General features: G+C 71.2%; 23 protein-coding genes. 10 read left to right on the top strand and 13 right to left on the bottom strand.

The annotated features are described in order from the left end of the window. Nucleotides 1-91: 91 nt before the first annotated feature. Together ABD858_RS28880 and ABD858_RS28875 are read right to left on the bottom strand one after the other, a co-directional pair. Nucleotides 92-343, bottom strand: coding sequence for a WhiB family transcriptional regulator (locus ABD858_RS28880; protein ID WP_345042940.1), 252 nt, complete (start codon nucleotides 341-343; stop codon nucleotides 92-94). Between the two features lie 59 nt (nucleotides 344-402). Beyond that, nucleotides 403-1206, bottom strand: a complete 804-nt coding sequence (locus tag ABD858_RS28875) for a VOC family protein (RefSeq protein WP_345042937.1) — start codon at nucleotides 1204-1206, stop codon at nucleotides 403-405. A 231-nt stretch (nucleotides 1207-1437) separates the two neighbouring features. On the opposite strand from ABD858_RS28875, the gene ABD858_RS28870 reads away from it, so the two are divergent. The 3 genes from ABD858_RS28870 (at nucleotide 1438) to ABD858_RS28860 (ending at nucleotide 3821) form a co-directional block, all read left to right on the top strand. Beyond that, a complete protein-coding gene (locus ABD858_RS28870) occupies nucleotides 1438-2313 on the top strand; it encodes a hypothetical protein (RefSeq protein ID WP_345042935.1) in 876 nt (291 codons plus the stop codon). Between the two features lie 76 nt (nucleotides 2314-2389). Next, entirely contained in the window at nucleotides 2390-3412 is a 1023-nt protein-coding gene (locus ABD858_RS28865) for a PHP domain-containing protein (protein WP_345042933.1), read from the top strand. A 43-nt stretch (nucleotides 3413-3455) separates the two neighbouring features. Then, nucleotides 3456-3821 (top strand): DUF6479 family protein, encoded by a 366-nt coding sequence (locus ABD858_RS28860; RefSeq protein ID WP_345042931.1) that lies wholly within the window; start codon nucleotides 3456-3458, stop codon nucleotides 3819-3821. 15 nt (nucleotides 3822-3836) lie between these two features. On the opposite strand, the gene ligD is transcribed toward ABD858_RS28860, so the two are convergent. Then, entirely contained in the window at nucleotides 3837-4859 is a 1023-nt protein-coding gene (gene ligD, locus ABD858_RS28855; RefSeq protein WP_345042929.1) for a non-homologous end-joining DNA ligase, read from the bottom strand. 52 nt (nucleotides 4860-4911) lie between these two features. Here ligD and ABD858_RS28850 point away from each other — a divergent pair, with 52 nt between their 5' ends. Continuing rightward, nucleotides 4912-5976 carry an ATP-dependent DNA ligase gene (locus ABD858_RS28850; protein WP_345042926.1) on the top strand — a complete coding sequence of 355 codons (1065 nt, stop codon included), beginning with the start codon at nucleotides 4912-4914 and terminating at the stop codon, nucleotides 5974-5976. Here ABD858_RS28850 and ABD858_RS28845 read toward each other — a convergent pair. Both ABD858_RS28845 and ABD858_RS28840 read right to left on the bottom strand, forming a co-directional pair. Then, a complete protein-coding gene (locus ABD858_RS28845; RefSeq protein ID WP_345042924.1) occupies nucleotides 5963-7363 on the bottom strand; it encodes an FAD-dependent oxidoreductase in 1401 nt (466 codons plus the stop codon). The genes ABD858_RS28850 and ABD858_RS28845 overlap by 14 nt on opposite strands. A gap of 110 nt (nucleotides 7364-7473) precedes the next feature. Then, nucleotides 7474-7914 carry a YchJ family protein gene (locus ABD858_RS28840; RefSeq protein ID WP_345042921.1) on the bottom strand — a complete coding sequence of 147 codons (441 nt, stop codon included), beginning with the start codon at nucleotides 7912-7914 and terminating at the stop codon, nucleotides 7474-7476. 151 nt (nucleotides 7915-8065) lie between these two features. Between ABD858_RS28840 and ABD858_RS28835 the strand changes: the two genes are divergently transcribed. Together ABD858_RS28835 and ABD858_RS28830 are read left to right on the top strand one after the other, a co-directional pair. Next, entirely contained in the window at nucleotides 8066-9082 is a 1017-nt protein-coding gene (locus ABD858_RS28835; protein ID WP_345042919.1) for a PAC2 family protein, read from the top strand. Nucleotides 9083-9402: 320 nt separating this feature from the next. Further along, the gene (locus ABD858_RS28830; RefSeq protein ID WP_345042917.1) at nucleotides 9403-9954 is read left to right on the top strand and encodes a S8/S53 family peptidase; all 552 of its coding nucleotides are present in this window, start codon (nucleotides 9403-9405) and stop codon (nucleotides 9952-9954) included. A gap of 366 nt (nucleotides 9955-10320) precedes the next feature. Here ABD858_RS28830 and mshC read toward each other — a convergent pair whose 3' ends face one another. From mshC to ABD858_RS28810, 4 genes are all read right to left on the bottom strand, one after another. Continuing rightward, complete coding sequence (mshC, locus tag ABD858_RS28825) at nucleotides 10321-11550, bottom strand: cysteine--1-D-myo-inosityl 2-amino-2-deoxy-alpha-D-glucopyranoside ligase (RefSeq protein WP_345042914.1); 1230 nt, start codon at nucleotides 11548-11550, stop codon at nucleotides 10321-10323. A gap of 248 nt (nucleotides 11551-11798) precedes the next feature. Continuing rightward, a complete protein-coding gene (locus ABD858_RS28820) occupies nucleotides 11799-12629 on the bottom strand; it encodes an SCO1664 family protein (protein WP_345042912.1) in 831 nt (276 codons plus the stop codon). Further along, nucleotides 12593-13183 carry a DUF3090 domain-containing protein gene (locus tag ABD858_RS28815; RefSeq protein ID WP_345044975.1) on the bottom strand — a complete coding sequence of 197 codons (591 nt, stop codon included), beginning with the start codon at nucleotides 13181-13183 and terminating at the stop codon, nucleotides 12593-12595. The genes ABD858_RS28820 and ABD858_RS28815 overlap by 37 nt, the downstream gene beginning before the upstream one ends. Before the next feature lie 79 nt (nucleotides 13184-13262). Then, complete coding sequence (locus ABD858_RS28810) at nucleotides 13263-13943, bottom strand: histidine phosphatase family protein (protein WP_345042910.1); 681 nt, start codon at nucleotides 13941-13943, stop codon at nucleotides 13263-13265. A 356-nt stretch (nucleotides 13944-14299) separates the two neighbouring features. Between ABD858_RS28810 and ABD858_RS28805 the strand changes: the two genes are divergently transcribed. Continuing rightward, on the top strand, nucleotides 14300-15295 hold the full coding sequence (locus tag ABD858_RS28805) for a magnesium and cobalt transport protein CorA (protein WP_345042907.1): 996 nt from the start codon (nucleotides 14300-14302) through the stop codon (nucleotides 15293-15295). A gap of 7 nt (nucleotides 15296-15302) precedes the next feature. Here ABD858_RS28805 and ABD858_RS28800 read toward each other — a convergent pair whose 3' ends face one another. Together ABD858_RS28800 and ABD858_RS28795 are read right to left on the bottom strand one after the other, a co-directional pair. After that, on the bottom strand, nucleotides 15303-16091 hold the full coding sequence (locus ABD858_RS28800; RefSeq protein WP_345042905.1) for a ferritin-like domain-containing protein: 789 nt from the start codon (nucleotides 16089-16091) through the stop codon (nucleotides 15303-15305). 201 nt (nucleotides 16092-16292) lie between these two features. After that, nucleotides 16293-17351, bottom strand: a complete 1059-nt coding sequence (locus tag ABD858_RS28795) for an LLM class F420-dependent oxidoreductase (RefSeq protein WP_345042903.1) — start codon at nucleotides 17349-17351, stop codon at nucleotides 16293-16295. A gap of 118 nt (nucleotides 17352-17469) precedes the next feature. On the opposite strand from ABD858_RS28795, the gene ABD858_RS28790 reads away from it, so the two are divergent. Beyond that, nucleotides 17470-18453, top strand: coding sequence for an aldo/keto reductase (locus tag ABD858_RS28790; RefSeq protein ID WP_345042901.1), 984 nt, complete (start codon nucleotides 17470-17472; stop codon nucleotides 18451-18453). Between the two features lie 38 nt (nucleotides 18454-18491). Then, nucleotides 18492-20669 carry a helix-hairpin-helix domain-containing protein gene (locus tag ABD858_RS28785; RefSeq protein ID WP_345044972.1) on the top strand — a complete coding sequence of 726 codons (2178 nt, stop codon included), beginning with the start codon at nucleotides 18492-18494 and terminating at the stop codon, nucleotides 20667-20669. Nucleotides 20670-20723: 54 nt separating this feature from the next. Here ABD858_RS28785 and ABD858_RS28780 read toward each other — a convergent pair whose 3' ends face one another. After that, a complete protein-coding gene (locus ABD858_RS28780; RefSeq protein ID WP_345042898.1) occupies nucleotides 20724-21377 on the bottom strand; it encodes a hypothetical protein in 654 nt (217 codons plus the stop codon). Nucleotides 21378-21424: 47 nt separating this feature from the next. Here ABD858_RS28780 and ABD858_RS28775 point away from each other — a divergent pair, with 47 nt between their 5' ends. Then, nucleotides 21425-21613, top strand: a complete 189-nt coding sequence (locus ABD858_RS28775) for a DUF5703 family protein (protein WP_345042896.1) — start codon at nucleotides 21425-21427, stop codon at nucleotides 21611-21613. 68 nt (nucleotides 21614-21681) lie between these two features. Here the strand turns inward: ABD858_RS28775 and ABD858_RS28770 are convergent, their stop codons facing one another. Beyond that, the gene (locus tag ABD858_RS28770) at nucleotides 21682-22443 is read right to left on the bottom strand and encodes a chaplin (protein ID WP_345042894.1); all 762 of its coding nucleotides are present in this window, start codon (nucleotides 22441-22443) and stop codon (nucleotides 21682-21684) included. Nucleotides 22444-22462 lie beyond the last annotated feature (19 nt).

Genomic DNA, 22462 nt, shown 5'->3' with positions numbered 1-22462 from the left:
CGGCCACAGCACGAGCGGGCATCCCCGCGAATCAGTTCGACGGCTTTCCCCGCGAGGGTGATTCACCACCGGCGGGCGTCCGGAGCGCGATTCAGCCGCGCCGCCGCCGACGCCGGAGGCGGATGCGCTCCGTCTCCGAGAGGCCGCCCCAGATGCCGAACCGCACGTCGTGGGTAAGGGCGTACTCCAGGCATGCCGCGCGTCCTTCGCAGGCACCGCAGAGCAGCTTGGCCTCGCGTGTGGAGCTGCCCGGGGCGGGGAAGAAGAACTCGGGCCCCGTCTGTGCACACAGAGCCTGCTCCTGCCAGGAGAGTTCATTGACGGTCGTGGTGTTGATCGACATGACGGCCACACTGCCCCGTCGCGATCAACGACCCGTCAATGATCGATGAACGGGGCCTATCAGTCCTTCGTGCCCTCCGGATAGACGCTCTTGATCACCGCGAAACGCGCACCGAACGGGTCGGCCAGTTTGGCGAACCGTCCCACGCCCTCCATCTGCACAGGGGCCATCCTGGTCTTTCCGCCCAGCTCCTCCGCCTTCGCCACCGTGGCGTCGCAGTCGGCCACTTCGAAGTACGGCAGCCAGTACGGCCCGGAACCGGTCTCTGCAGGATCCGAGGAGACCGGCACAACGCCTCCGAACGCGGCGGTCTCACCGCCGCCCTCCGGGCCGACCATGCTGTACGTACCGCCGGGGAACGGCACCTGATACTTCTCCCACCCGAAGACCGACTCGTAGAAGGCGATCGCCTCGTCCGCGTGCTCCGTGGTGTACAACTCGGCCCAGGCGAACGAACCGGCGTCGCTCACCACTTCGAGCCCTTTGTTCTGCTTCGGCTGCCATACGCCGAACCCGGCTCCGGCCGGGTCTGCGAACAGCGCCATGCGCCCGAAGTCGAGGACGTCCATCGGCGGGAGCGTCACCCTGCCACCGCCCTTCGCGACCGCCCCGGCCGCGGTGTCGGCGTCGGGTGTCTGGATATACACGGTCCAGGCGGGCGGCGCCTGATCCGGGCCTACCTTCATGGCCCCGGCCGTGGTCCTGCCGCCCAACTGGAACATGCCGTAGCCACCGACCTCCGGCCCTCCCGGCAGGAGAGTCCAGCCGAACAGGCCACCGTAGAAGGCCGCGGCGCGATCGAGGTCGGGTGTGCCGAGGTCGATCCAGTTCGGGGAGCCGGTGACGAAACGGGTGGTGAGCATGGTGGGCTCCTTTTCGGGGTCCCGCTGTTCTGCCTCCCTGAGTCTCGCACCGCCCACCGACGATCGGCATGCCGAAGCACGGATGGTCGCCGTACACCGTATGAGAAACTCCTCGTATGACGACCCGAAAGGCTCATGCCGCGTAGGCGCCCCGCGCTGCCGCCCTCGGCCAACGCGCCGCCGGGTTCCACGAGCACCGCGGAACCCGTTCAGCATTCCCCGAGGAGCACTGTGAAGCAGACACACCTGACGCCGTACGCCCGCCTGCCGCGCACGTACGGGCGCTTGGAGATCGTCAGCAGCACCGTCGACGCATGGGGGCGAGCGCACTGGCTGCTGGCCGAGCGTCTTCCCGCGCACGCGGGCGACGACCCGTACGACGCCGTTGTCGTCACCGCCGACGACGGAGGGATACAGGAAACCCACCTCAGCGCGGCCCTGCCTCGCCGTCCGGCGCTGGACGCCCTCCCGGACGGCGGGTTCGTCCTCGCGGACTGCCGCAGCCGCAAGGACGAGGAGCATGCGCAGGTCTTCGACGCGCTCGGCCGCCCCTCGTGGACTTTCCGCCTCGGCGACGGCATCGAGCATCTGATCGCCGACGAGGCGGGTGAGCTCTGGGTGGGCTATTTCGACGAGGGAGTGTACGGCGACGACCCGCTGAGCTCTCCCGGTCTGCGCCGCTTCAGCTGTACCGGGGAGCCGCTGTGGCAGTTCCAGCCTGGCCCGGGGCCCATGGACATGTCCGACTGCTACGCGCTCAATGTCGGCAGCCGGGCGGCCTGGGCCTGTCCGTACACACACTTCCCCCTGCTGGAGATCCGGGCGGACGAACGCGTGAAGGTGCGCACCACTCCGGTGAAGGGGCCCAAGGGCCTGGCCGTCCACGGCGAGCGCGTCACCTTCTTCGGCGGTTACCAGGACGAGCACGACCGCCTGACCCACGGCCGGCTCACCGACACCTCCGTCGAGCCGGCCGGATACGGACAGCTGGTCCGGCCCGACGGCTCCGGTCTCGGCCGCCGCCAGGTCGTCTGCCGCGGCCCCCGCATCTATGTGCGCGAGAAGGCGTCGCCCACGCAGTGGACGGTGCTGGACATCAGTGGCTGAACTCGCCGATGTCCGCACGACCGTGCGTTGGGGTGTCGCCAGGACACTCGAGCCCCGATCTGCGTAAATCGGATACATGAAGCCGGTCGAAGCCCTGGAGAGAATCGCCTTCCTGCTGGAGCGCGCCGGGGCCGAAACCTATCGCGTACGGGCCTTCCGCACCGCGTCCTCCGTCGTCGCCGGCATGCCGGCGGACGAACTGACCGCCCGGGCGCGGGCCGGCACACTCGACGCTGTCAAGGGGATCGGCCCCAAGTCCGCGAAGGTCATCCGCGAGGCGCTCGACGGAGAGACACCCTCGTACCTGCGGACCCTCCTCGAGGAAGCGGCCGAGCCCCTCGCCCAGGGCGGGAACGAGCTGCGCCGGGCACTGCGCGGGGACTGTCATATGCACTCGGACTGGTCGGACGGCGGCAGCCCCATCGAGGCAATGGGCAGAACAGCAGCCGGACTGGGCCACGAGTGGGCGGTCCTCACCGACCACTCCCCCAGACTGACGATCGCCAAGGGACTGTCGGCCGAGCGGCTGCGCGAACAACTGGACGTGATCGCGGAATTGAACCGGCAGTGGGCCCCGTTCAGGCTGCTGACGGGCATCGAGTGCGACATCCTGGACGACGGCTCACTCGACCAGCAGCCCGAACTGCTGGACCACCTCGACGTCGTCGTCGCATCCGTGCACTCGAAACTGGGCATGGACCCCCTCGCCATGACACGGCGCATGATCAAGGCGGTCCGCAACCCTCTGGTCGACATCCTTGGGCACTGCACGGGACGTCTGGTCACCGGCAACCGCCGACGGCCGGAATCACGCTTCGATGCGGCACAGGTCTTCGCGGCATGCACGGAATCCGGTACCGCCCTCGAGATCAACTGCCGCCCCGACCGACTGGATCCGCCCTCCCGGCTGCTGCGCCAGGCAGTGGAGTCCGGGGTGCACTTCGCCATCGACACCGATGCGCACGCTCCCGGTCAGCTCGACTGGCAGATCATCGGCTGCGCTCGCGCGGAGGCCTGCGGCGTGCCCGCCTCCCGCGTCGTCAACACCTGGCCTGCGGACCGGCTACGACGCTGGACCCTTACCTCACAGTTTGTATAGGTAAATCCGATTTACTGATCATGTGACAGGGTATTTGTGGGGTATGGAGACGATATTTCTGGCCGTCGACACAAAAATCCTGGCGGACATCGCGCCGTTCTTCCTGGTCGGCATCGCCGTCGCGGGCACGCTGCTGGTGCTCTTCTTCTGGGGAAAGATCGTGCGTTCCAGGGAGCCGGAGCCGCCGGCCCCGGAGACCCAGCCGCACATCCCGAAGAAAGGCCCGGTCAGGGAAATCCGCGAGTACCGGGAGCTCGACGAAGTACCCCGGACCATGGACGGCAGTCGGCGTCTCATGCCGTACGCCCTCCGCACTTCCGGCGGCAGCAAGCGGGCGAAGCACAGGAGGCCACGCAAGTGGGACGAGGGGCACAGCGGCGGCTTCGGCAGCGGGTCCCTCGGCGGGTAGCCGCGGGCTCCGGCCCTATGTCTCTTTCCGGCCGGGCCGCTTCGCGCGGCTCGGCCGGACGCGTTTGGGCTCGCCGGGCATCTTCGGGTACTCGGGCGGGTACGGCAGGTCGCCCATGCCGTGATCCCGCTCGTCGCGGTCGGCCAGGTCGAGCAGCGCACGGAGGCTGAAGGCGTGGCTGTCCATGTCGGCGTGGACATCACCGAGTTCGGCGTACCGGGCGGGCATGGTCATGATGTCGAAGTCCTGCGGCACCGCGTCGTCGAGCTCGCCCCACCGCAACGGGGCCGACACAGGGGCGTTCGGGCGGGGCCGGACGGAGTAGGCGGAGGCGATGGTGCGGTCTCGGGCCGTCTGGTTGTAGTCGACGAAGATCCGCTCGCCGCGCTCCTCCTTCCACCATTTCGTGGTCACCCGGCCAGGCATACGGCGCTCCAGTTCCCGGCCGCACGCGATGGCGGAACGCCGCACCTGGGTGAAGGTCCAGCGAGGTTCGATCGGCACGAACACATGGATCCCGCGTCCGCCGGATGTCTTGGGCCAGCCGCGCAGGCCGACGTCATCGAGCACGGCGCGCAGTTCATGGGCCGCGCGCACCGCGTCGGCGAAGTCGGTGCCGGGCTGCGGGTCCAGGTCGAGACGCAACTCGTCCGGATGGTCGGTGTCACCGCGCCGGACGGGCCACGGGTGGAAGGTGACGGCGCCGAGATTGGCCGCCCAGAGGACGGCCGCGGGTTCGGTCGGGCACATCTCGTCCGCGGACCGGCCGCTCGGGAAGGTGATGTGCGCGGTCGGAATCCACTCCGGGAGGTACTTGGGGGCGCGCTTCTGGAAGAAGGACTCGCCGGTCACCCCGTCCGGGTAGCGCTCCAGGGTGGTGGGACGGTTCCGCAGGGCGCGGGTGATGCCGTCACCGACGGCGAGGTAGTAGTGGACCAGGTCCAACTTGGTGTAGCCGGGCTCCGGAAAGTACACCTTGTCCGGATTGGACACACGTACCGTCCGCTCGCCCACCACCAGTTCCACCGCTCCGGCCATGGCCGCCAGCTTAGACTGTGCCGACATACGCCGCATACCGGACAATCAACGCATGGACCTGCCGGTGATGCCGCCTGTGAAACCGATGCTCGCCAAGTCCGTGACCACGATCCCGCCAGGGATGCAGTACGAGGCGAAGTGGGACGGCTTCCGTGCCATCGTCCACCGGGACGGCGACGAGGTGGTCATCGGCAGCCGCACCGGAAAGCCGCTCACCCGTTACTTCCCGGAACTGGTCGAGGCGCTGCGTGAGCGGCTGCCCGACCGTTGCGTCGTCGACGGCGAGATCGTGATCGCATACGGCGGGCGGCTGGACTTCGACCGGCTGACCGAGCGCATCCACCCCGCGGACTCGCGCGTACGCACACTGGCCGAGCGGACACCCGCCAGCTTTGTCGCCTTCGACCTGCTGGCCCTCGACGACACGGCGCTGCTCGACACCCCGCTCGCCGAGCGGCGGGCCCTGCTCGCCGAGGCGCTGTCGGACGTCGCCCCGCCCGTCCATCTCGCGCCCGCCACCACCGATATCGAGGTCGCCCGGGAGTGGTTCGAACGCTACGAGGGCGCCGGGCTCGACGGGGTGATCGCCAAACCACTGGACCTTCCCTACCGGCCGGACGCCCGGCTGATGTTCAAGGTCAAGCACGAGCGTACGGCGGACTGTGTGGTCGCCGGCTACCGCTTCCACAAGAGCGGGCCGATCATCGGATCACTCCTGCTCGGACTCTTCGACAGCCAGGGCAACCTCCAGCATGTCGGCGTCTGCGCCGCCTTTCCGATGCGCCGCCGCGAGGAGCTGGTCGCGGAGCTGGAGCCGCTGCGCATGGAGTCGCCCGAGGGCCACCCCTGGGCCTCTTGGACGGACGAGTCGGCGCACGACAGCGTCCGGCTGCCGGGAGCCCCCAGCCGCTGGTCCGGCAAGAAGGACCTGTCGTGGGTGCCGCTGCGCCCGGAACGGGTCTGCGAGGTGGCGTACGACCACATGGAGGGGGACCGGTTCCGGCACACCGCGCAGTTCCGCCGCTGGCGCCCGGACCGTGCACCGGGCTCCTGTACGTACGGCCAGCTGGAGGAGCCCGTACGCTACGACCTGGACGAGGTGCTCAGATCCCCGTGATCCGTTCCCAGGCGGCACGGCTCGGGCCGCCCGCGTTCGGCTCGTAGCCGGGGCGCGCGGCGAGCCAGGCGGCGACCCGCCGCCTGATCTCCGGAGCGCCGTACGCCTCGGCCGGGGAGGCCATGAGGTGCCGCACCCGCGCCCGGGCCCGCATCACTTCGGGATCGTCGAGCGCGCAGTCGAAAAGGGCGCCGGTCTCACGGGTTCCGACGGCCCGCCTCCGGGTGGCGAGGCGTTCCCCGATCTCCCGGTCCGCGGTGACCTGGACGTCGAACCAGGGTTTGAGGGTCCGTTTCGCCCAGGCGTGGTAAGCGGCGGCGAATCCGGGCGAGCCGGGCTGGTCCTCCGCGTGGTCCGCCACCCACCGCGCGGCCCACAGCGCCAGCGACATCCCCTGCGCCAGCGTGGGATTGGTGTGGGTGAGCGTGTCGCCGACGCCGATCAGGCCCGCGACGACCGGCTGTCCGGCCTCGTCGGCCGACGCACTCCAGCGGTTGTCGAGCCCGGCGGCAGGGAGTACGTCGGACAGCGGTTCGGCTCCCAGTGCCAGCCAGGCCGCGCCCGGCGGGAACATCGCGGCCGCCGCTTCGAAGACGTCCGGGTCGCGCAGCGCCGCGCGCGTCGGGTCGTCGGTGTGGACGAAGAGGGTCACCGCGAACACACCGTTGTCGGAGGGGAAGACGGCGCAGCCGGCGAAGGTACCGCCGTTCACCGTCCAGGGGCGCATCGGCCCGTCGAGCCGCCCGCCGGGCAGCCGGTACCAGCGGCAGAAGTACGCCAGGCCCGTACGGTGGCACTCCGTCACCCCGGGCCGGCATCCCGCCGCCGCGAGCCGCACCTCGGTGCCGCCAAGCCGGCCGGCCGCGTCGACGACCAGGTCGGCGGTGTACGAGCCGGCCGCGGTGCGCACACCCGTCACCCTGGGCGGGCGGCTCGTGGGGGCGGTGATCAGACCCGTCACCGGCTCGCCGTAACGCAGTTCGGCCCCCGGTTCGGCGCACAGTGCCGAGGTGAGCGCGGACTCCAGCACGATCCGCCGGGTCTGCGTCAGCACCAGGTGCTCGTCGCCCGGCCGGGCGGGCGGGCGCTCGCCGAACCAGTCCAGCTCATGCCGCTCACGGGCGCCGAGCCGCAGCAGCGTCTCGTACACATCGGGCAGCTCGCCGCGCAGGACGGCGCGGGCCGCGCCGAGCAGCGCATGCGGCTGGGCGGCCTGCGGGACGCCGGGCCGTCGCCAGTCGAAGAAGTCCTCGTCGAGCCCGGCCCGCCCGCTGCCCGGAGCACGCGCCTCGCGCTCGAACAGGGCCACGGTATGCCCGCGCCTGGCGGCCAGCAGTGCCGTCCCGAGCCCGGCGATACCTCCGCCGATGACCACCAGCTCCGCCATGTCGTCCCCTTCGGCCGGCGACCGCCACATGCAGGAGGGTCAACCTACCCCCGCGTAGCGGAAAATCAACGGCGCAGGAACAGGTCCATGACGGCCACGGCGGACGGGTGTCAGTCCGCGAAGACGGCGTCCAGGTAGACCCAGACACCTTCGTGCCGCACAAAGCGGCTCTGCTCGTGCAGATCACCGGCCTGTCCGCCGTGCGTGTAGTGCGCGCGGAAGGTGACCGTGCCCATGGAGTGGAAGGCGCTGCCCTCGGCGGTGTCCAGGATCTCCAGTGCGGTCCAGCGCATCCCGGGGTCGAAGTCGACGCGTGACGGCCGGGTGTCGGGGTGCCAGGTGCGCAGCAGATACGCCTCGTCCTCGACGGCGAAGGCGCTGAACCGGGAACGCATCAGCGCCTCCGCGGTCGGCGCGGCCGCGGTGCCCGCGTGAAAGCGCCCGCAGCACTCGCCGTACACGGCGGGCAGCCCGCACGGGCAGGGCGAGCCGGCGTCGATGTGCCGGTGCGGACGTGCGGTGCGTGAGGGGCGTGAGGTGCGTCGGGCCATGCACTCATTCTCCCCTGCTCCAGGGGGCACGGGTCCCCCGGGCGGCCTGCCTCGACGATCCGTCACCCGGCCGTGCACGGGGGCTGCGGCCGGACCCGGGGAAAGCCGTAAGGTTGGGGCGTACGCAAGGGAACTTGGGAAGGAGGCCTGGGTGATCGAGCTCGAGGGGGTTCCCGAGCTGATCGACCCGGTCATGGTGGCCGCGTTCGAGGGCTGGAACGACGCCGGCGACGCCGCCTCCACCGCGGTCGCGCACCTGGACCGGGAATGGAAGGGCGAGGTGTTCGCGGCGCTCGACGCCGAGGACTACTACGACTTCCAGGTCAACCGGCCCACGGTGTGGCTGGACGGCGGGGTCCGCCGGATCACCTGGCCCACCACACGGCTCTCCGTGGTACGGATCGGCGGGGAGAAGCCCCGTGACCTCGTCCTGGTCCGCGGCATCGAGCCGTCCATGCGCTGGCGCTCGTTCTGCAACGAGCTGCTCGGCTTCGCCCATGAGCTGGGCGTCGAGATGGTGGTGATCCTGGGCGCCCTGCTGGGCGACACCCCGCACACCCGTCCGGTGCCGGTCAGCGGAGTGACCTCCGACCCGGATCTGGCCAGGACCATGGATCTGGAGGAGACCCGGTACGAAGGCCCCACCGGCATCGTCGGCATCCTCCAGGAGGCCTGCACGCACGCCGGAGTTCCGGCGGTGAGCCTGTGGGCCGCGGTGCCGCACTATGTGTCGCAGCCGCCCAACCCGAAGGCCACCCTGGCACTGCTCAACCGGCTCGAGGATCTGATCGACTTGCGGATCCCGCTCGGCGAGCTGCCGGAGGACGCCCGGGCCTGGCAGGTCGGGGTGGACCAGCTGGCCGCGGAGGACAGTGAAGTGGCGGAGTACGTCCGGACACTGGAGGAGGCACGGGACACCGCGGAACTCCCGGAGGCCTCCGGCGAGGCGATCGCCCGCGAGTTCGAGCGCTATCTGCGACGGCGCGACGGCGGCCCGGCCCAGGCCCACGGCGGCCACGCCACCGAGGGCGGTGACAGCACCTATCTCCGGGACACCGCCGGCGGCCGTACCAGGCCGCTCAAGCCGCCGAGGCCCGAGCGCGAGAGCCGGTCCGAGGACGGCGACGGCGAGTCCGGATCCGGTTCCGGGGAGTCCTCGGAGGACTGACCCGCCGGGATGCGACGGATGCGGGGGCGGTGCCGGCCGGCACCGCCCCCGCCGTCGTCAGGATCCTCGGGGGTGTGCTCGGCAGGGATGCGGCCAGGTGTCACCACCGGTTCCGGCCGCATTGGCCGTACCGGCGAGCCGGTCGAGGAGGGCCACGTTCCCCAGAGCCACGCCCGCTCCCGAAAGTCTTCGACGTGTCGAAGGACCGTTCACCGAACATCCTTCCGATGGCCGGTCAGATGACTCTGCCGCCCCATCACATCACCGGCGCCCCCGCAGTGTTCGGCCGGATTATGCCGTGACTTCTCGTTCCGGATGAATTGCACGGCTGGGGCCGCGAGACCACCACGACCGGCGGCTTCTGGGACCGGCCCGGTGATCTCCAGGGCGGCGCCGAGGAGATCGCCCGGTACACCGACAGCTTCTCCGGCACGTCCTCGGCCTCCCCGGTCGTGGTGGGCGCGCCGGCGTCGCTCCAGGGCATGCTGAAGGCGTCCGGACTGACGCTCATGACGCCCGAACGGGCCCGTGAGGTGCTGCAGGCGACCGGATCACCGCAGCAGGACGCTCCTGGCCGGCCCGCCTCGCAGCGCATCGGCAACCGGCCGGACATCAAGGCCGCGGTGGCCCGGCTGACCCCGTCGACGGTCGGCCAGGGCCGGGCCGAACGCCACTGGGACGAACTCGTCCCGTATCCCCCAGGAACTCCCGCCGCGCCCCAGGCTCTTCGTGGCGGGTGCTTGGTGCAACCTGAACCACCCCGCCCCCGAGATCCGCCACATCGCCACCCGGTACTGGGACGTCGTGCAGCCCCTCCCGGGGCCAGTCGCCGATCCTGTACCTGCTCGTCGACAACGCCTGGCGTCAGCTGATCAACCCGAGCCAGATCGTCCATGACGAGATCCAGCGTGCCTTCGCCTTCGGGCACCAGGTCTTCGTCTACTACGACGACCGGAACCCGACCGTCATCAAGGCCATCGTGGTGACCAAGTAGCTCGCGGAGCGCGGTGCCGGGCGGAGCCACACAACCTCCGCCCGGCACCGTCATATCGGGGGCCTCCCAGAGTTACGCGCAGCTGAAGCGCGCCCCTGCCCAGTCCCCGTGGTCACCGGTATTCGAACGGTTGGTGTCGGACAGGGCGTGTTCAGCGCAGAAAAGAACACAGCACCATGGGCAAAACGGAACCGCCCCCGGACTTCTCGCGGAAGTCCGGGGGCGGCTGGGAAAGGAGTGGTGCTTACAGGGCCACACCGAGCAGAGCGTCGACGGCACGCGAGACGACGCCGGGCGCGCCCTCGTCCGTACCGCCCTCGTTGTGCTGGCGCGCGGCCCAGCGGTCCACCGCGGCCAGCGCAGCCGGGGCGTCGAGGTCGTCCGCGAGCGCCTCGCGGATCTCCTCGACCAGCGCGTCGGCGGACGGGCCGTCGGGCCGGGACACCGCCGCGCGCCACCGGTCGAGCCGGGCCACGGCCTCTTCGAGGACGCTGTCGGTCCACTCCCAGTCGGCCCGGTAGTGGTGCGCGAGCAGGGCCAGCCGGATCGCGGCCGGGTCCACGCCGTCGTGGCGCAGCTTCGACACGAAAACCAGGTTGCCCTTGGACTTCGACATCTTCTCTCCGTCCAGGGCGACCATGCCCGCGTGGACATACGCCTTGGCGAACGGGTACTCCCCGGTCAGCGTCTGGGCGTGCGAGGCGCCCATCTCGTGGTGCGGGAAGGCCAGGTCGGAGCCGCCGCCCTGCACGTCGAAGCCCATCCCGAGGTGGTCCAGGGCGATGGCCACGCACTCGATGTGCCAGCCGGGCCGGCCGCGGCCCAGGGTGCCCCCGTCCCAGCTCGGCTCTCCCTCGCGGGCCGCCATCCAGAGCATCGGGTCGAGCGGGTTCTTCTTGCCCGGACGGTCCGGGTCTCCGCCGCGCTCGGCGGACAGCAACCGCATGGCTGCGGCGTCGAGGTTCGAGACCTCCCCGAAGTGGGGGTCGGCCTCGACGGAGAAGTAGATGTCCCCTTCGAGCTCGTACGCGGCTCCGGCGTCCCGCAGCCGCTCGACGAGCGGCACGATTCCGGGTATCGCCTCGACAGCGCCGATGTAGTGCTGCGGGGGCAGCATGCGGAGGGCGGTCATGTCCTCGCGGAACAGCGAGGTCTCACGCTCGGCGAGGCCGATCCAGTCGACGCCGTCGCGGTTCGCGCGCTCCAGCAGGGGATCGTCGACGTCCGTCACGTTCTGGACGTAGTGAACCTGCCGCTTGGTGTCGAGCCACACGCGCTGAACGAGGTCGAACGCGTTGTAGGTCGCCGCGTGACCCATGTGGGTCGCGTCGTACGGAGTGATGCCGCAGACGTAGATACGGGCGACGGGACCGGGGTCGAGGGTGACGAGGCCGCCGGTCGCGGTGTCGTGGATCCGGAGGTCGCGGCCCTTGCCGGGCAGGGCGGGGACCTCGGAAGCGGGCCAGGCATGCATGCCATGAGCCTAACCGGACGCCTGTTCCGGATACGAACCGGATAGGTGACCTTGGCCGAATGGGCCCACTTGCGCTCCCGCTCGCACCATGCACGAACACTCCGGCCGGCCCGGCGATGAACCGTCATCCGGCACTCGGCCCGTCCAACGACGGGCGTCACTCTCCGGCCTGTCCGGCGCTCGAGGACGGACACTGCCCGCTGGGGCTGCCTCCAGAGGTGTCCCCAGGCCCACCGGATGGAGTACGGCTACACCGGGGGCCAGGGGATGGCCGGCCACTCCCCAGACGGCTCCGGGTGCACACCCGACGCGCGCAGCGCCTGGACGCGGGCGCGGAGGGCAGCCACCTCGGCCTGGGTGATCAGTCCGGCCAGACGGACGGCGAGGAAGCCGCCCTCGGACAGCGCGGTGTCGAGGCCCGCCAGGGCCTCGACCGCCTCGGCCGTCAGAGGCTCACCCGCCCAGCCCCACAGCAGCGTGCGCAGCCTGTCGTCGACGTGGAAGGTGACCCCGTGGTCGATGCCGAACAGCCGCCCGTCGGGCGTCGGCAGCAGATGCCCGCCCTTCCGGTCGCCGTTGTTGATCACCGCGTCGAGTACGGCGAGCCGCTGCAGCCGTGGGTCGTCGGCATGCACCAGCAACGCCGTCCGACCCTCGCCCACGTCGGCGAAGCCGACCGCCTTCCAACCGTCCCCGGGCTCCTCGTCCTCGACCAGGGCGAGGAGGGACGCCTCGGGATCCGCCTCGACCCACAGCTGGACCATGCCCTCGCCGTACGGCCCGTCGCGCAGCACGGTGGGCGGCACCAGGTCCCATCCCATGGCCTCGGACACCTCGTACGCGGCGACCTCGCGCTGGGCGAGGGTGCCGTCGGGGAAGTCCCACAGGGGCCGCTCCCCGGCGATGGGCTTGTAGACGCAGGACGCCTCCTCGCCGTCGTACGCGACCGTGCAGAACAGCACCGCGTTGGAGGCCTCGCGGATCCGGCCGCGCACCGTGAGCTCGCCGCCGGTCAGCAGCTCACAGGCGGAGCCCTCGGGGCCTAGGCTCCGCGACGATACCCGTTCTGACGCGGGCATACATGTCCTTCCGGGTCGAGCGGCAGGCTGCACAGCGGGCACGGCGGCCGGCCCGCGTTGACGACGTCGAGGGCACGCTTGGCGAAGGCCCTGGCCTGGGCTCCGGTGAGCCGCACACGCAGCATCGGGGGGCCGTTCTCCTCGTCCTGGAGGAGCCGCTCCTCGGCTGCGGCGAGGTCTTCCTCGGAGTCGGCCTCCAACTCCACCAGCGCCTGTGCCTCGATGATCATGCGCTGTTCCTCGCCGTCCCAGGCAAGTGCCATCGTGCCCACCCGGAACTCCTCCTCGACGGGCGTGTCGAGCGGCGCCGTGTCGGTGGTGTCGGGGGGCGCGACGGCCGGCACAGGGGCGTTGCCGCCGGTGCGGCGGAGCACCTCGTCGAGCAGTTCGTCGATCCGCTCGGCGAGTGCGGCGACCTGGGTCTTCTCCAGCGCGACGCTGGTGACCCGGCCCGCGGCGGAGGCCTGGAGGAAGAACATACGGCGTCCGGGCATCCCGACCGTACCGGCCACGAAGCGCTCCGGTGGATCGTAGAAGAACACCTGGCGGGACACGTCCTGGGCTCCCTTGTGCATCGGCTGTGGGGTCATGGCTACGCGGTATTCGGCGCGTCCACCCTACTGCGCCGGGCGATCACGGCGCCCCCGCGCCGCCGCCGACGACGGCCTGTCCGCCGTCGCCGCGCGGCAGCAGCGAGGCGAGGTCGCCGGTGTCGCCGAGGCGCAGCAGGAAGGGGCGCAGCCGGGTGTAGCGGATCACGGTGAGGGAACACGGGTCCACCCGGATCCGCTGGAAGAGGTCGAGGTGCATACCGAGGGCGTCGGCGACGATCGACTTGATGATGTCGCCGTGCGAGCACATCAGATAGATCGCGTCCTCCCCGTGGTCGGACTCGACGCGGGCGTTCCAGTCCCGTACCGCCCCGACCGCCCGGGCCTGCATGGCCCGCAGCGACTCACCGCCGGGGAAGGCGGCGGCCGAGGGGTGCCGCTGGACGGTCTCCATCAGCGGCTCGTCGGTGAGTTCCGCGAGTTTGCGGCCCGACCAGTCCCCGTAGTGGCACTCGCCGATCCGTTCGTCGGTGTGCAGGGGCAGGTCCGGGCGGGCGGCGAGCAGCGGCTGGAGGGTGTCCCGGCAGCGCTGGAGCGGGCTGGTGACGGCCGCGGCCAGCGGGAGTCCGGCGAGCCTGCCGGGGAGCGCGGCCGCCTGGGCGGCGCCCCGCTCGTCGAGGGCGACGCCGGGTGTCCAGCCCGCGAGCACACCGGCGGTGTTGGCGGTGGAGCGTCCGTGCCGTACAAGCATCAGCGTGGGCATGCCGATCAGCCTAGTGCTGTGACCGGAAAGGTTTGCCGGGAAGCCCGCGGCTCCCCCAGCTACCTCCCCCAGCTACCTCCCCCAGCTACCGCTGGGGGTGCCCCCAGGGTGCCCCAGGGTGCCCCCGGAGGTGCCACCAGGTGCGGTGCATCGCAAGGCGGAGCGTCGCAGCTCGTACTCGGCCGTACTCGCGCGATGCGACAACGGTGGGGGTACCTCCCGTGCCCGAAGGGCTACGGGGAAAGGTGCCGTGCCTGGGGGCACCTCCGGGGGAGCGTCGCGAGCCGGTGAACCCTCCCGGTCAGAGCACGGCGGCCCGCCCGGCCTGGGTGCGCCGGGGCCCGCTTCGGGGGAGAATGCGCGCCGTGATCGTCGATTGTGCCATCTACCGTGACGGACGCCGCACCGAGGGACCGGCGGACCTCTCCGACGCTCTCGGTGAGGCGCGTGCCACCGGGGACGCGTTTCTCTGGCTCGGCATGCACGAGCCCACAGAGGAGGAATTCGACCTGGTCAGCAGCGAGTTCGGGCTGCATCCGCTGGCGGTGGAGGACGCGCTGTGCGCGCATCAGCGGCCGAAGCTGGAGGTCTACGACGACTCGCTGTTCCTGGTGCTGAAGCCGGTGGTGTACGAGCCGGAGGGCGACACCGTCAGCACGGGCGAGCTGATGGTCTTCGTGGGCGATTCGTTCGTGGTGACGGTGCGGCACGGGGAGGGGGCACCGCTGGCCGCCGTCCGGCGGCGACTGGAGGCGGAACCGGACATCCTCAGGCACGGGCCCACGACGGTCATGTACGCGGTGAGCGATGCTGTGGTCGACCACTACATCGACGTGGCGGCCGAGCTCCAGGTCGACCTGGAGGAGCTGGAGGCCGAGGTCTTCGCACCCGCCGGCGGCGGGGACACCAAGACGATCGCCGCGCGGATCTACACGTTCAAGCGTCAGGTCCTGGAATTCCGGCGCGCCACGATACCCCTCGTCCAGCCGATACAGCGGCTGGCGGGTGCCGGCGTGCCGTTCGTGCACGCCGAGGCGCGGTTGTTCTTCCGGGACGTCGCCGACCATCTGACCCGGGCCAACGAGAGCATGGAGGGACTCGACCGGCTGCTCTCCGACGTTCTGTTCGCGCATCTCGCCCAGGTGGGTGTGCGGCAGAACGACGACATGCGGAAGATCTCGGCGTGGGCGGCGATGGCCGCGGTTCCCACCATGGTCGCGGGGATCTACGGCATGAACTTCAAGGACATACCCGAGCTCAGGCAGCCCTGGGGTTATCCGGCGGTGATCGTACTGATGACGACACTCGTGATATGGCTGCACCGCCTCCTCAAGAAGCGCGGCTGGCTGTAGCGGGCGGTCAGGCGAATTCCGGTGTCGCGGTGGCGGGCCCGCCGAGCGCGTCACGGCGCTCGGGCATCGTGAGGGTGACCATGCGCCGCCAGCCGCCGAGGCGTTCGTACGCGTACACCGCGTGGATGCCGGCCGCGAGAACGACGGACTTGGCCCTGGTCCAGCGGAGGATACGGCCCATGTGGGCCATCACGGCGAGGCTGACGTCCCGGTAGACCGCGATCTCGGCGAGCGCGCTGTCGCGCAGCAGCCGCTGGATGGTACGCCCGTTTCCCGAACGGGCCAGCCGGAGCAGCTCCTCGTGGCAGTAGGCGAGGTGGTTGTCCTCGTCGCCGGCGATCATCCTGACCGCCCTGCCGAGCTCGGGGTGGTCGCCGAAGTACGTGCGGAGCATCACCATCTGCTCGGACGCGCGCTGCTCGGTGACCCGGCTGTGGGCGAGGTAGGCAAGGATGTCGTACTCGGTCAGGGGCTCGTCCCCGCGCAGTTTGTCGTGCGCCAGACCGATGCCGCGCTCCTCGAGGAGCAAGGTGTAGTCGGTCTCGTGCGGAACCGCGACCGGGTCGAGGCCGCGCTTGCGCAGCAGGGCGTTGAAGATCCGGCCGTGCTTGTCCTCGTCGGCACCGTGCCGGGCGACCTTGGGCGCCAGGCGGCGCTGACTCTCCGGGACGAGCGCCGAGATCCGGCCGTTCTCCCAGCCCCCCTGGGATTCCCCGCTGGCCGCGATGGAGCAGAACAGCCGGAACGACTCGTCGTTGTCGAGGATTTCCTGGAACAGGCTCTTGGCCGAGAGCATCACTGCCACCTCCGGGAAGGGAATCCGCGAAGAACCAGTCAATTGCGACATGAGGTGGCGGGCAACAGCTGTTTCACCCAACTGCGCCGAAAGGAGGACGCCGGCTGTGCAGACGCGCGTAACCGGGGTGCCCTCCGGCGCGTTGTTACGCGTGACGGCCGTGGCGGGGAAGACCCCCGAGCCCCCACCACGGCCGCAGGCTCATCCGGCGAGTCCGGCCCGCTCCAGCGCCTCGACGCCGGCCCGGAGGGCCGCGATCCGCTCGTCGAGGGTGAAGCCGGCCGGGGCGAGGGTCAGTGTGGTGACGCCCGCGGCGGCGTAGGCCCGCATCCGGTCCGCGATGCGGGCCACCGAGCCCAGCAACGTGGTGGAGTCGATGAGCTGCTGCGGGACAGCGGCCGCGGCGCCCTCCTTTTCGCCGGACAGGTACTTGTCCTGGATCTCGGCGGCTTCCTTCTCGTAGCCCATGCGCCGGGCGAGCTGATTGTAGAAGTTCTGCTTGCGACTGCCCATGCCGCCCACATACAGCGCGGTGTACGGCCGGAAGATGTCGGCCAGCGCGGAAACGTCCTTGTCCTCGCCGAGCGCGAGCGGCAGCGTCGGGCAGATGTCGAAGCCCTCGAGGGTCTTGCCGGCCTTCTCGCGGCCAGCGCGGAGGTGCCGGACGGCGGTGTCCTCGAGGTGATCGGCCGAGGGGAAGATCAGCAGGGCGCCGTCGGCGATCTCGCCGGTCTGCTCCAGGTTCTTGGGGCCGATCGCGGCGATGTAGAGCGGAATGTGCGGGCGCGTCGGGTGCACGGTGAGCTTGAGCGGCTTGCCGGGGCCGCCGGGCAGCGGCAGCGTCCAGTGCTCGCCCTCGTACGAGAGGCGCTCCCGGGACATCGCCCTGCGGACGATCTCGACGTACTCACGCGTGCGGGCGAGCGGCTTGTCGAACTTGACGCCGTACCAGCCCTCGGACACCTGGGGGCCCGATACGCCGAGGCCGAGGCGGAAGCGTCCGCCGGAGAGCGAGTCGAGGGTGGCCGCGGTCATGGCGGTCATCGCGGGCGTACGGGCCGGGATCTGGAAGATCGCGGAGCCGATGTCGATGCGTTCGGTCTGCGCCGCGACCCAGGACAGCACCGTGGGGGCGTCCGAGCCGTATGCCTCGGCCGCCCAGCAGACGTCATAGCCGAGCCGGTCGGCCTCCTGTGCCACCGCGAGGTTGTCGCCGTCCATCCCGGCGCCCCAGTAGCCGAGGTTGATCCCGAGCCTCATGACCGCTCCCCTTACTCGTCTTACTCATCAGTAATGTCCCGGTGGCGGGAACTCTAGCGCGCCGGAGTTGTCCACAGGCACCCTCGGTACGGAGTCTTGGCCACTACTCTCAGCGCACATGGAACAGAGGCATCTCGGCCGCACGGGCCTGCGTGTATCCCGGATCGGGCTCGGCACCCTCACCTGGGGGCGGGACACCGACGAGCACGACGCCGCAGACCTTTTGAAGACTTTCTGGGAGGCGGGCGGCACGCTCGTCGACACGGCGGACGTGTACGGCGGCGGGGAGGCCGAGTATGTCCTGGGCCGGCTCCTCGACGGGCTCGTACCACGGCACGATCTGGTCGTCGCCACCAAGGCGGGCAGCGTCCCCGACCCCGACCGGCGTTTGGACGGCTCACGCGGCCATCTGCTGGCTGCGCTGGACGCTTCGCTGGAGCGGCTGGGCACCGACCATGTCGATCTGTGGCAGATCCATGCGTTCGATCCGACGACCCCGCTCGAGGAGACGCTGCAGGCGCTCGACATAGCCGTGAGCAGCGGCCGCGCCCGGTACGCCGGGGTGTCCAACTTCTGCGGCTGGCAGCTGGCGAAGGCCGCGACCTGGCAGCTGGCCGCGCCGGGGACACGGACCAGGCTCGCCAGTACACAGATGGAGTACTCGCTGCTCCAGCGCGGCGTGGAGCGCGAGGTGCTGCCGGCCGCCCTCGATCTGGGCCTCGGGCTGCTGCCCTCCTCCCCGCTCGGGCGCGGTGTGCTCACCGGCAAGTACCGGCACGCCACGCCCTCAGACTCGCGTGGCGCGTCGGAGCACATGGCGCCGTTCGTCGCGCCGTACCTCGACGACACGGCGAGCCGTATCGTCGAAGCGGTCGTCACGGCCGCGGACGGACTGGCCAGCACACCGCTCCAGGTGGCCCTGGCCTGGATCCGCGACCGGCCGGGCGTGACCGCTCCGATCGTGGGCGCGCGCACCGCGCAGCAGCTCACGGCGGCATTGTCAGTGGAGGCGCTTAGTCTTCCTGACGAGATCTGCCAGGCGCTCGACGACGTGTCGGCGCCCGTGCACCGCTATCCCGACCAGGACTGGAGCACGCTGTGAGTACGGACCGCCGTGATGCCGACGGCGCCGACATCGCCATGCCGACGGGGACCCCCCCGACTGCCCCGGAGGCCGCGCCTTCCGCGACGGACGGTCGTCTGCCCGAGTCGCCGGCCGCCGGCAGCCCGCCTGCCCAGGCGGATCCGGCCCATGAGGAAGAAGCCGGGGGCGTCGACGAGGCCGAAGTACCCGACACCGAGGACGGCGACTCCGCCGGGGGCGCCGGCGAGGAAGCCGAACAGGGAGACGAGCTGTCCGAGGCGCAGGCCGAGCTGGCCGCGCAGCGGGAGTTGCGGGCGCGCATCGAGAAGCGCAAGGCCGAGAAGGGCGGCTCGATCGAGAGCGGGACGAAGCTGAGCGGGGCGGCCGCCGATCTGCTCGCCGCGGTGCGGGCCGTGGAGACCGGCGACAAGCCGGGGACTTCCTTCTTCGCCACCCCGGCACCGGAACCGCGGCAGGCCGCCCCGGCTCCCGAGGCGCCCGTTCGCCCGCAGCCGCCGCGCCCCGCGGCCGCCGTCGCGCCCGGTGTCGTCGCGGCCGTCAGGGCCGTGCTGTCCGAGGGCGGGGCGCCGGAGGCGCTCGCGGACCGGGTCGCGGAATCGCTGGGCGAGCAGGCTCCGGAGACGCTGCGGCAGAACCCATGGCAGCTGCTGGCCGTGCCCGGCATACGGCCGGAGCAGGCCGACGGCTTCGCCCGGGCGCTGCTTGGCGCGGAGTGCGGGCCCGGGGACGAGCGCCGGGCGACGGCCCTGACCGGCTGGCTGCTGGAACGCGCGGCGCTCCGGGGGCACACCGCGCTGCTGTCGGACGAGGTGCGACGTGGGCTCGCGGAGCTGGCGGTGCCCGACCCCGACGTGGCGCTGCAGAGCGCCATCGAGGACGGTGCGGTGCTGGTCTTCCAGGACGGGCTCGAGGAGGGCCCGGCGGACGAGGAAGCCGAGCGGCCGGTGCCCGTCCTGCTCGGGCTCGACCGCTTCGCGCTCGCCGAGGAGAGCCTCGCCGACGGTCTGGCGCGCCTGGTCAACAGCGCCCCGAAGGACGCCGAATGGGAGTCCGCGGCCACCGCCGCCCCCTCGCCTTCCGCCGCCGACCTCATCCACGCGGCCGCGGCGCACGGCCTGGTCGCGCACACCGGCGGCGAGGCGGCGCGCGCCGAGCCGGCCGCGCTGGTCACGGCCGCGGCCGCGCTGGGCCTGAGGGCGTACGCCACGGCCCACAGCGAGAACGGGCGTCGACGCCTGGCCGAGCTGACCGGACCGGGCGCGGCGGCCACCGTGGCCGGGCTGCTCTCCGGCTCGGAGGGCCCGGGGCGGGACGAGGACGGGGCACTCGCCCTGGACGTCCTGGTCGTCCTGGACGCTCCTCAGCTGGATGTGGAGACCGCGGCGATGCTGCTGGAGTCGCTGCCGGACGGCGGCCGGCTGGTGCTCAGCGGGGATCCGGGGGTGCTGCCGTCGGCCGGCGCGGGGCACGTCTTCGCCGATGTGCTGGCCGCCCGTGCCTGCCCCGTCGTGGTCTCCCGGACCCCTGATCCGGGCCCGATCGGGGAGCTGGTCTCCGGGATCGGGATCGGCGAGCTGAACCGGGTGGACGCGCCGGGCCGGGAGGTGGTCATCGTCCCCGTGCGGGACGCCGGCGAGGCGGTGCACCGGACGGTTCAGCTGGTGGCCGACTCCGTGCCGAGAGCAATCGGCGTGCCCGCGGAGCAGACCCAGGTGATCACGGTGGGGCACGGCGGCTCGGCGGGGACGCGGGCGTTGAACATCGCGCTCAAGGAACGGCTGAACCCCGGCCCCGGCCGCTTCGGGGGCTTCGACCCGGGGGACAGGATCGCCTACACCCCGGCGCCCGGCAGGACACTGCCGGGGACGGTTCTGGGCGCGGACGCGGAGGGACTGCGGCTCGACTGCGAGGGCAGGAGGACGGTCGTCCCGAAGGAGCGGGTGGCGTCACTGGTCCGGCACGGCTGGGCGCTGACCGCGCATCAGGCCGCCGGAATGCGCTGGCCCGCGGTCGTCGTGGTGCTGCCCGGCGATGCCACGCAGGCGCTCACCCGGCCCTGGGTCTACACGGCCTTCGGCCGCGGCGAGCGGCACCTGTCCGTGGTCCACGGCGTCGACCAGGCCCTCCCCGAGGCCGTCGCCGAACGGTCTGAGCGGCCTCGTACGACCCGCCTGGGCACGCTCCTGCGCGGGCTGCTGCCGGCCGCGGAGTGAACGGGGCGGCCGGTGCCAGGACGCCGATACGGCCCCGGCACCGGCCGGGGCCCGTCAGCTCTCGTCGTAGTCGTCGCCCTCGTCGAGGTATTCCTCGTCGAAGACGGAACTGATGTCGAATCTGCACACCACACGCAGAGGGTCTGCCTGGTCGAACGGGGTGTCGAGCCACTCCCCCGGCTCGGAAAGCTCGTCTGCCGCGGTCACCCAGATGGTGGAGTCGCCCTCGTCAAGGCCGAACTCCTTGTGCCGGGAGGCGATTTCGTCCGGTTCGTACTCGCCGAAAAGCACGCCGAGCGCCGCGTGCACGCTCCCGACCGCAGACGTCTGCCCACGGATGCCGAGATCGGCGTCCGGATCGAGGTCCGTGATGCGCTGTGCCTGGGAGAGCAGCCGCTGCGGCTCCACCACCGCGTAGTCGCGGCGGATCAGCACGCTGAGCGCATGGGGCTCCTCAGGGCCGGCGTACGGCGGCAGGGCGTCCTCGCCGGCCGGGATCTCGAAGGGCGTGACCTCGTCGTACCGGTCGTAGAGCCGCTCGTCGTACACCTCGGCCGCCGCGGCCAGCGCGTTGAACGCGGCGTAGACCGCCGGATCCTCGTCCCCGGTGCGGCGTTCGACCGCCTCGAGGTGACGGTCCAGCGCGACTTTGAGCGCCTCGGCGGCGGCGCGTACCTCGGCAGCGGTGGGCTGCGCAGCATCAGACATAGTGCAGACGCTATCCGTACCGGGCGTCTGCCCGCACAATAGATGCGATGCCGGAATACGAATTTGTCGATGTGTACGTGCCTCGCGGGGTGTCCCGCAAGGAGGCGACGCGTCTGCTGACCGACCATGCCGAGTACGGACACTGGGAGTTGGACCGATTGAGTGTGCGCCGAGACGGCAGCCGCAAGGTGCGGCTGCGTCGGCGGATCATCCGCCAGTTGCGCGCCACCTGGTGAAGACGGAGAGGGCCCCGCGGTCGCGAGGCCCTCTCCGTCTTCCGTCTCCTGCCGTCCGTTGCTCCAGGTCAGACCGAAGAACGCGCCCTGCGGTACAGAACCGTGCCGCCGAGCAGCATCATCGCGCCGGCCGGAACGGCCACGCCCAGCATGTCGCCGGCGCCGGTCTCCGCGAGGGAGCCGGGGGGCTGGTTGGGGACGCTGGGCCTGGCGGGAGGCTGGCTGTGCGGCTTCTCATCGCTGGGGGAGCTCGGGGTCTCCGGGTTCTTCCCGCCGGGGGGCACGTGCGTGCGGCCCGGGGGCTGCGGGGTCGTTCCGCCGGGAGGCGGGGTCGTCGTGACCGGAGGCGGCGTCGTGGTGACGGGGGGTGTGACCGACGTGCTGGTGCTCCCGTTGTGGCAGTTCTGCCCGAAGGCGGGGTTGCCGAGGCCGATCACGTTGACGCTGTTGCCGCACGCGTTCACGGGCACGTCGACCGGCGCCTGGATGTTGTTGCCCGAGACGACGCCGGGCGAGCCGGTGACCTGGCTCCCCGCGGTGGCGCCACCACCGGTGACGGCGCTGCCGCCGGACTGGGCCTGCGAGACATTGGCGCACCTGTTGCCGAATGCGGGGTTGAGCAGACCGATGACATTGACGCTGTTCCCGCACGCGTTGACCGGGATGTGCACCGGCACCTGTACGGCGTTCCCGGACAGCACGCCCGGAGAGTTCGTGGTGGTACCGCTGGCGTTCGCGTCGGCGTACGCCTGCGCGTAGCCGCCGGTGACGGCGATGACGCCGCTCGCGGCCGCCATGGTGATCAGGCCTTTTCTGGTGACCTGTCGCATAGGTTGGTTCCTGCCTTCT

The organism is Streptomyces sannanensis, assembly GCF_039536205.1.
GTDB classification, from domain to species: Bacteria; Actinomycetota; Actinomycetes; order Streptomycetales; family Streptomycetaceae; genus Streptomyces; species Streptomyces sannanensis.
The sequence above is the reverse complement of the archived record's forward strand: the minus strand, read 5'-3'. Positions and strand labels throughout refer to the sequence as shown.

Bases quoted from the DNA above. Each gene is read 5' to 3' on its own strand.
- ABD858_RS28880 (WP_345042940.1), bottom strand. From the start codon at position 343: ATGTCGATCAACACCACGACCGTCAATGAACTCTCCTGGCAGGAGCAG.
- ABD858_RS28875 (WP_345042937.1), bottom strand. From the start codon at position 1,206: ATGCTCACCACCCGTTTCGTCACCGGCTCCCCGAACTGGATCGACCTC.
- ABD858_RS28865 (WP_345042933.1), top strand. From the start codon at position 2,390: ATGAAGCCGGTCGAAGCCCTGGAGAGAATCGCCTTCCTGCTGGAGCGC.
- ABD858_RS28860 (WP_345042931.1), top strand. From the start codon at position 3,456: ATGGAGACGATATTTCTGGCCGTCGACACAAAAATCCTGGCGGACATC.
- ligD (WP_345042929.1), bottom strand. From the start codon at position 4,859: ATGGCCGGAGCGGTGGAACTGGTGGTGGGCGAGCGGACGGTACGTGTG.
- ABD858_RS28850 (WP_345042926.1), top strand. From the start codon at position 4,912: ATGGACCTGCCGGTGATGCCGCCTGTGAAACCGATGCTCGCCAAGTCC.
- ABD858_RS28845 (WP_345042924.1), bottom strand. From the start codon at position 7,363: ATGGCGGAGCTGGTGGTCATCGGCGGAGGTATCGCCGGGCTCGGGACG.
- ABD858_RS28840 (WP_345042921.1), bottom strand. From the start codon at position 7,914: ATGGCCCGACGCACCTCACGCCCCTCACGCACCGCACGTCCGCACCGG.
- mshC (WP_345042914.1), bottom strand. From the start codon at position 11,550: ATGCATGCCTGGCCCGCTTCCGAGGTCCCCGCCCTGCCCGGCAAGGGC.
- ABD858_RS28820 (WP_345042912.1), bottom strand. From the start codon at position 12,629: ATGCCCGCGTCAGAACGGGTATCGTCGCGGAGCCTAGGCCCCGAGGGC.
- ABD858_RS28810 (WP_345042910.1), bottom strand. From the start codon at position 13,943: ATGCCCACGCTGATGCTTGTACGGCACGGACGCTCCACCGCCAACACC.
- ABD858_RS28805 (WP_345042907.1), top strand. From the start codon at position 14,300: ATGCGCGCCGTGATCGTCGATTGTGCCATCTACCGTGACGGACGCCGC.
- ABD858_RS28800 (WP_345042905.1), bottom strand. From the start codon at position 16,091: ATGCTCTCGGCCAAGAGCCTGTTCCAGGAAATCCTCGACAACGACGAG.
- ABD858_RS28795 (WP_345042903.1), bottom strand. From the start codon at position 17,351: ATGAGGCTCGGGATCAACCTCGGCTACTGGGGCGCCGGGATGGACGGC.
- ABD858_RS28790 (WP_345042901.1), top strand. From the start codon at position 17,470: ATGGAACAGAGGCATCTCGGCCGCACGGGCCTGCGTGTATCCCGGATC.
- ABD858_RS28785 (WP_345044972.1), top strand. From the start codon at position 18,492: ATGCCGACGGGGACCCCCCCGACTGCCCCGGAGGCCGCGCCTTCCGCG.
- ABD858_RS28780 (WP_345042898.1), bottom strand. From the start codon at position 21,377: ATGTCTGATGCTGCGCAGCCCACCGCTGCCGAGGTACGCGCCGCCGCC.
- ABD858_RS28775 (WP_345042896.1), top strand. From the start codon at position 21,425: ATGCCGGAATACGAATTTGTCGATGTGTACGTGCCTCGCGGGGTGTCC.
- ABD858_RS28770 (WP_345042894.1), bottom strand. From the start codon at position 22,443: ATGCGACAGGTCACCAGAAAAGGCCTGATCACCATGGCGGCCGCGAGC.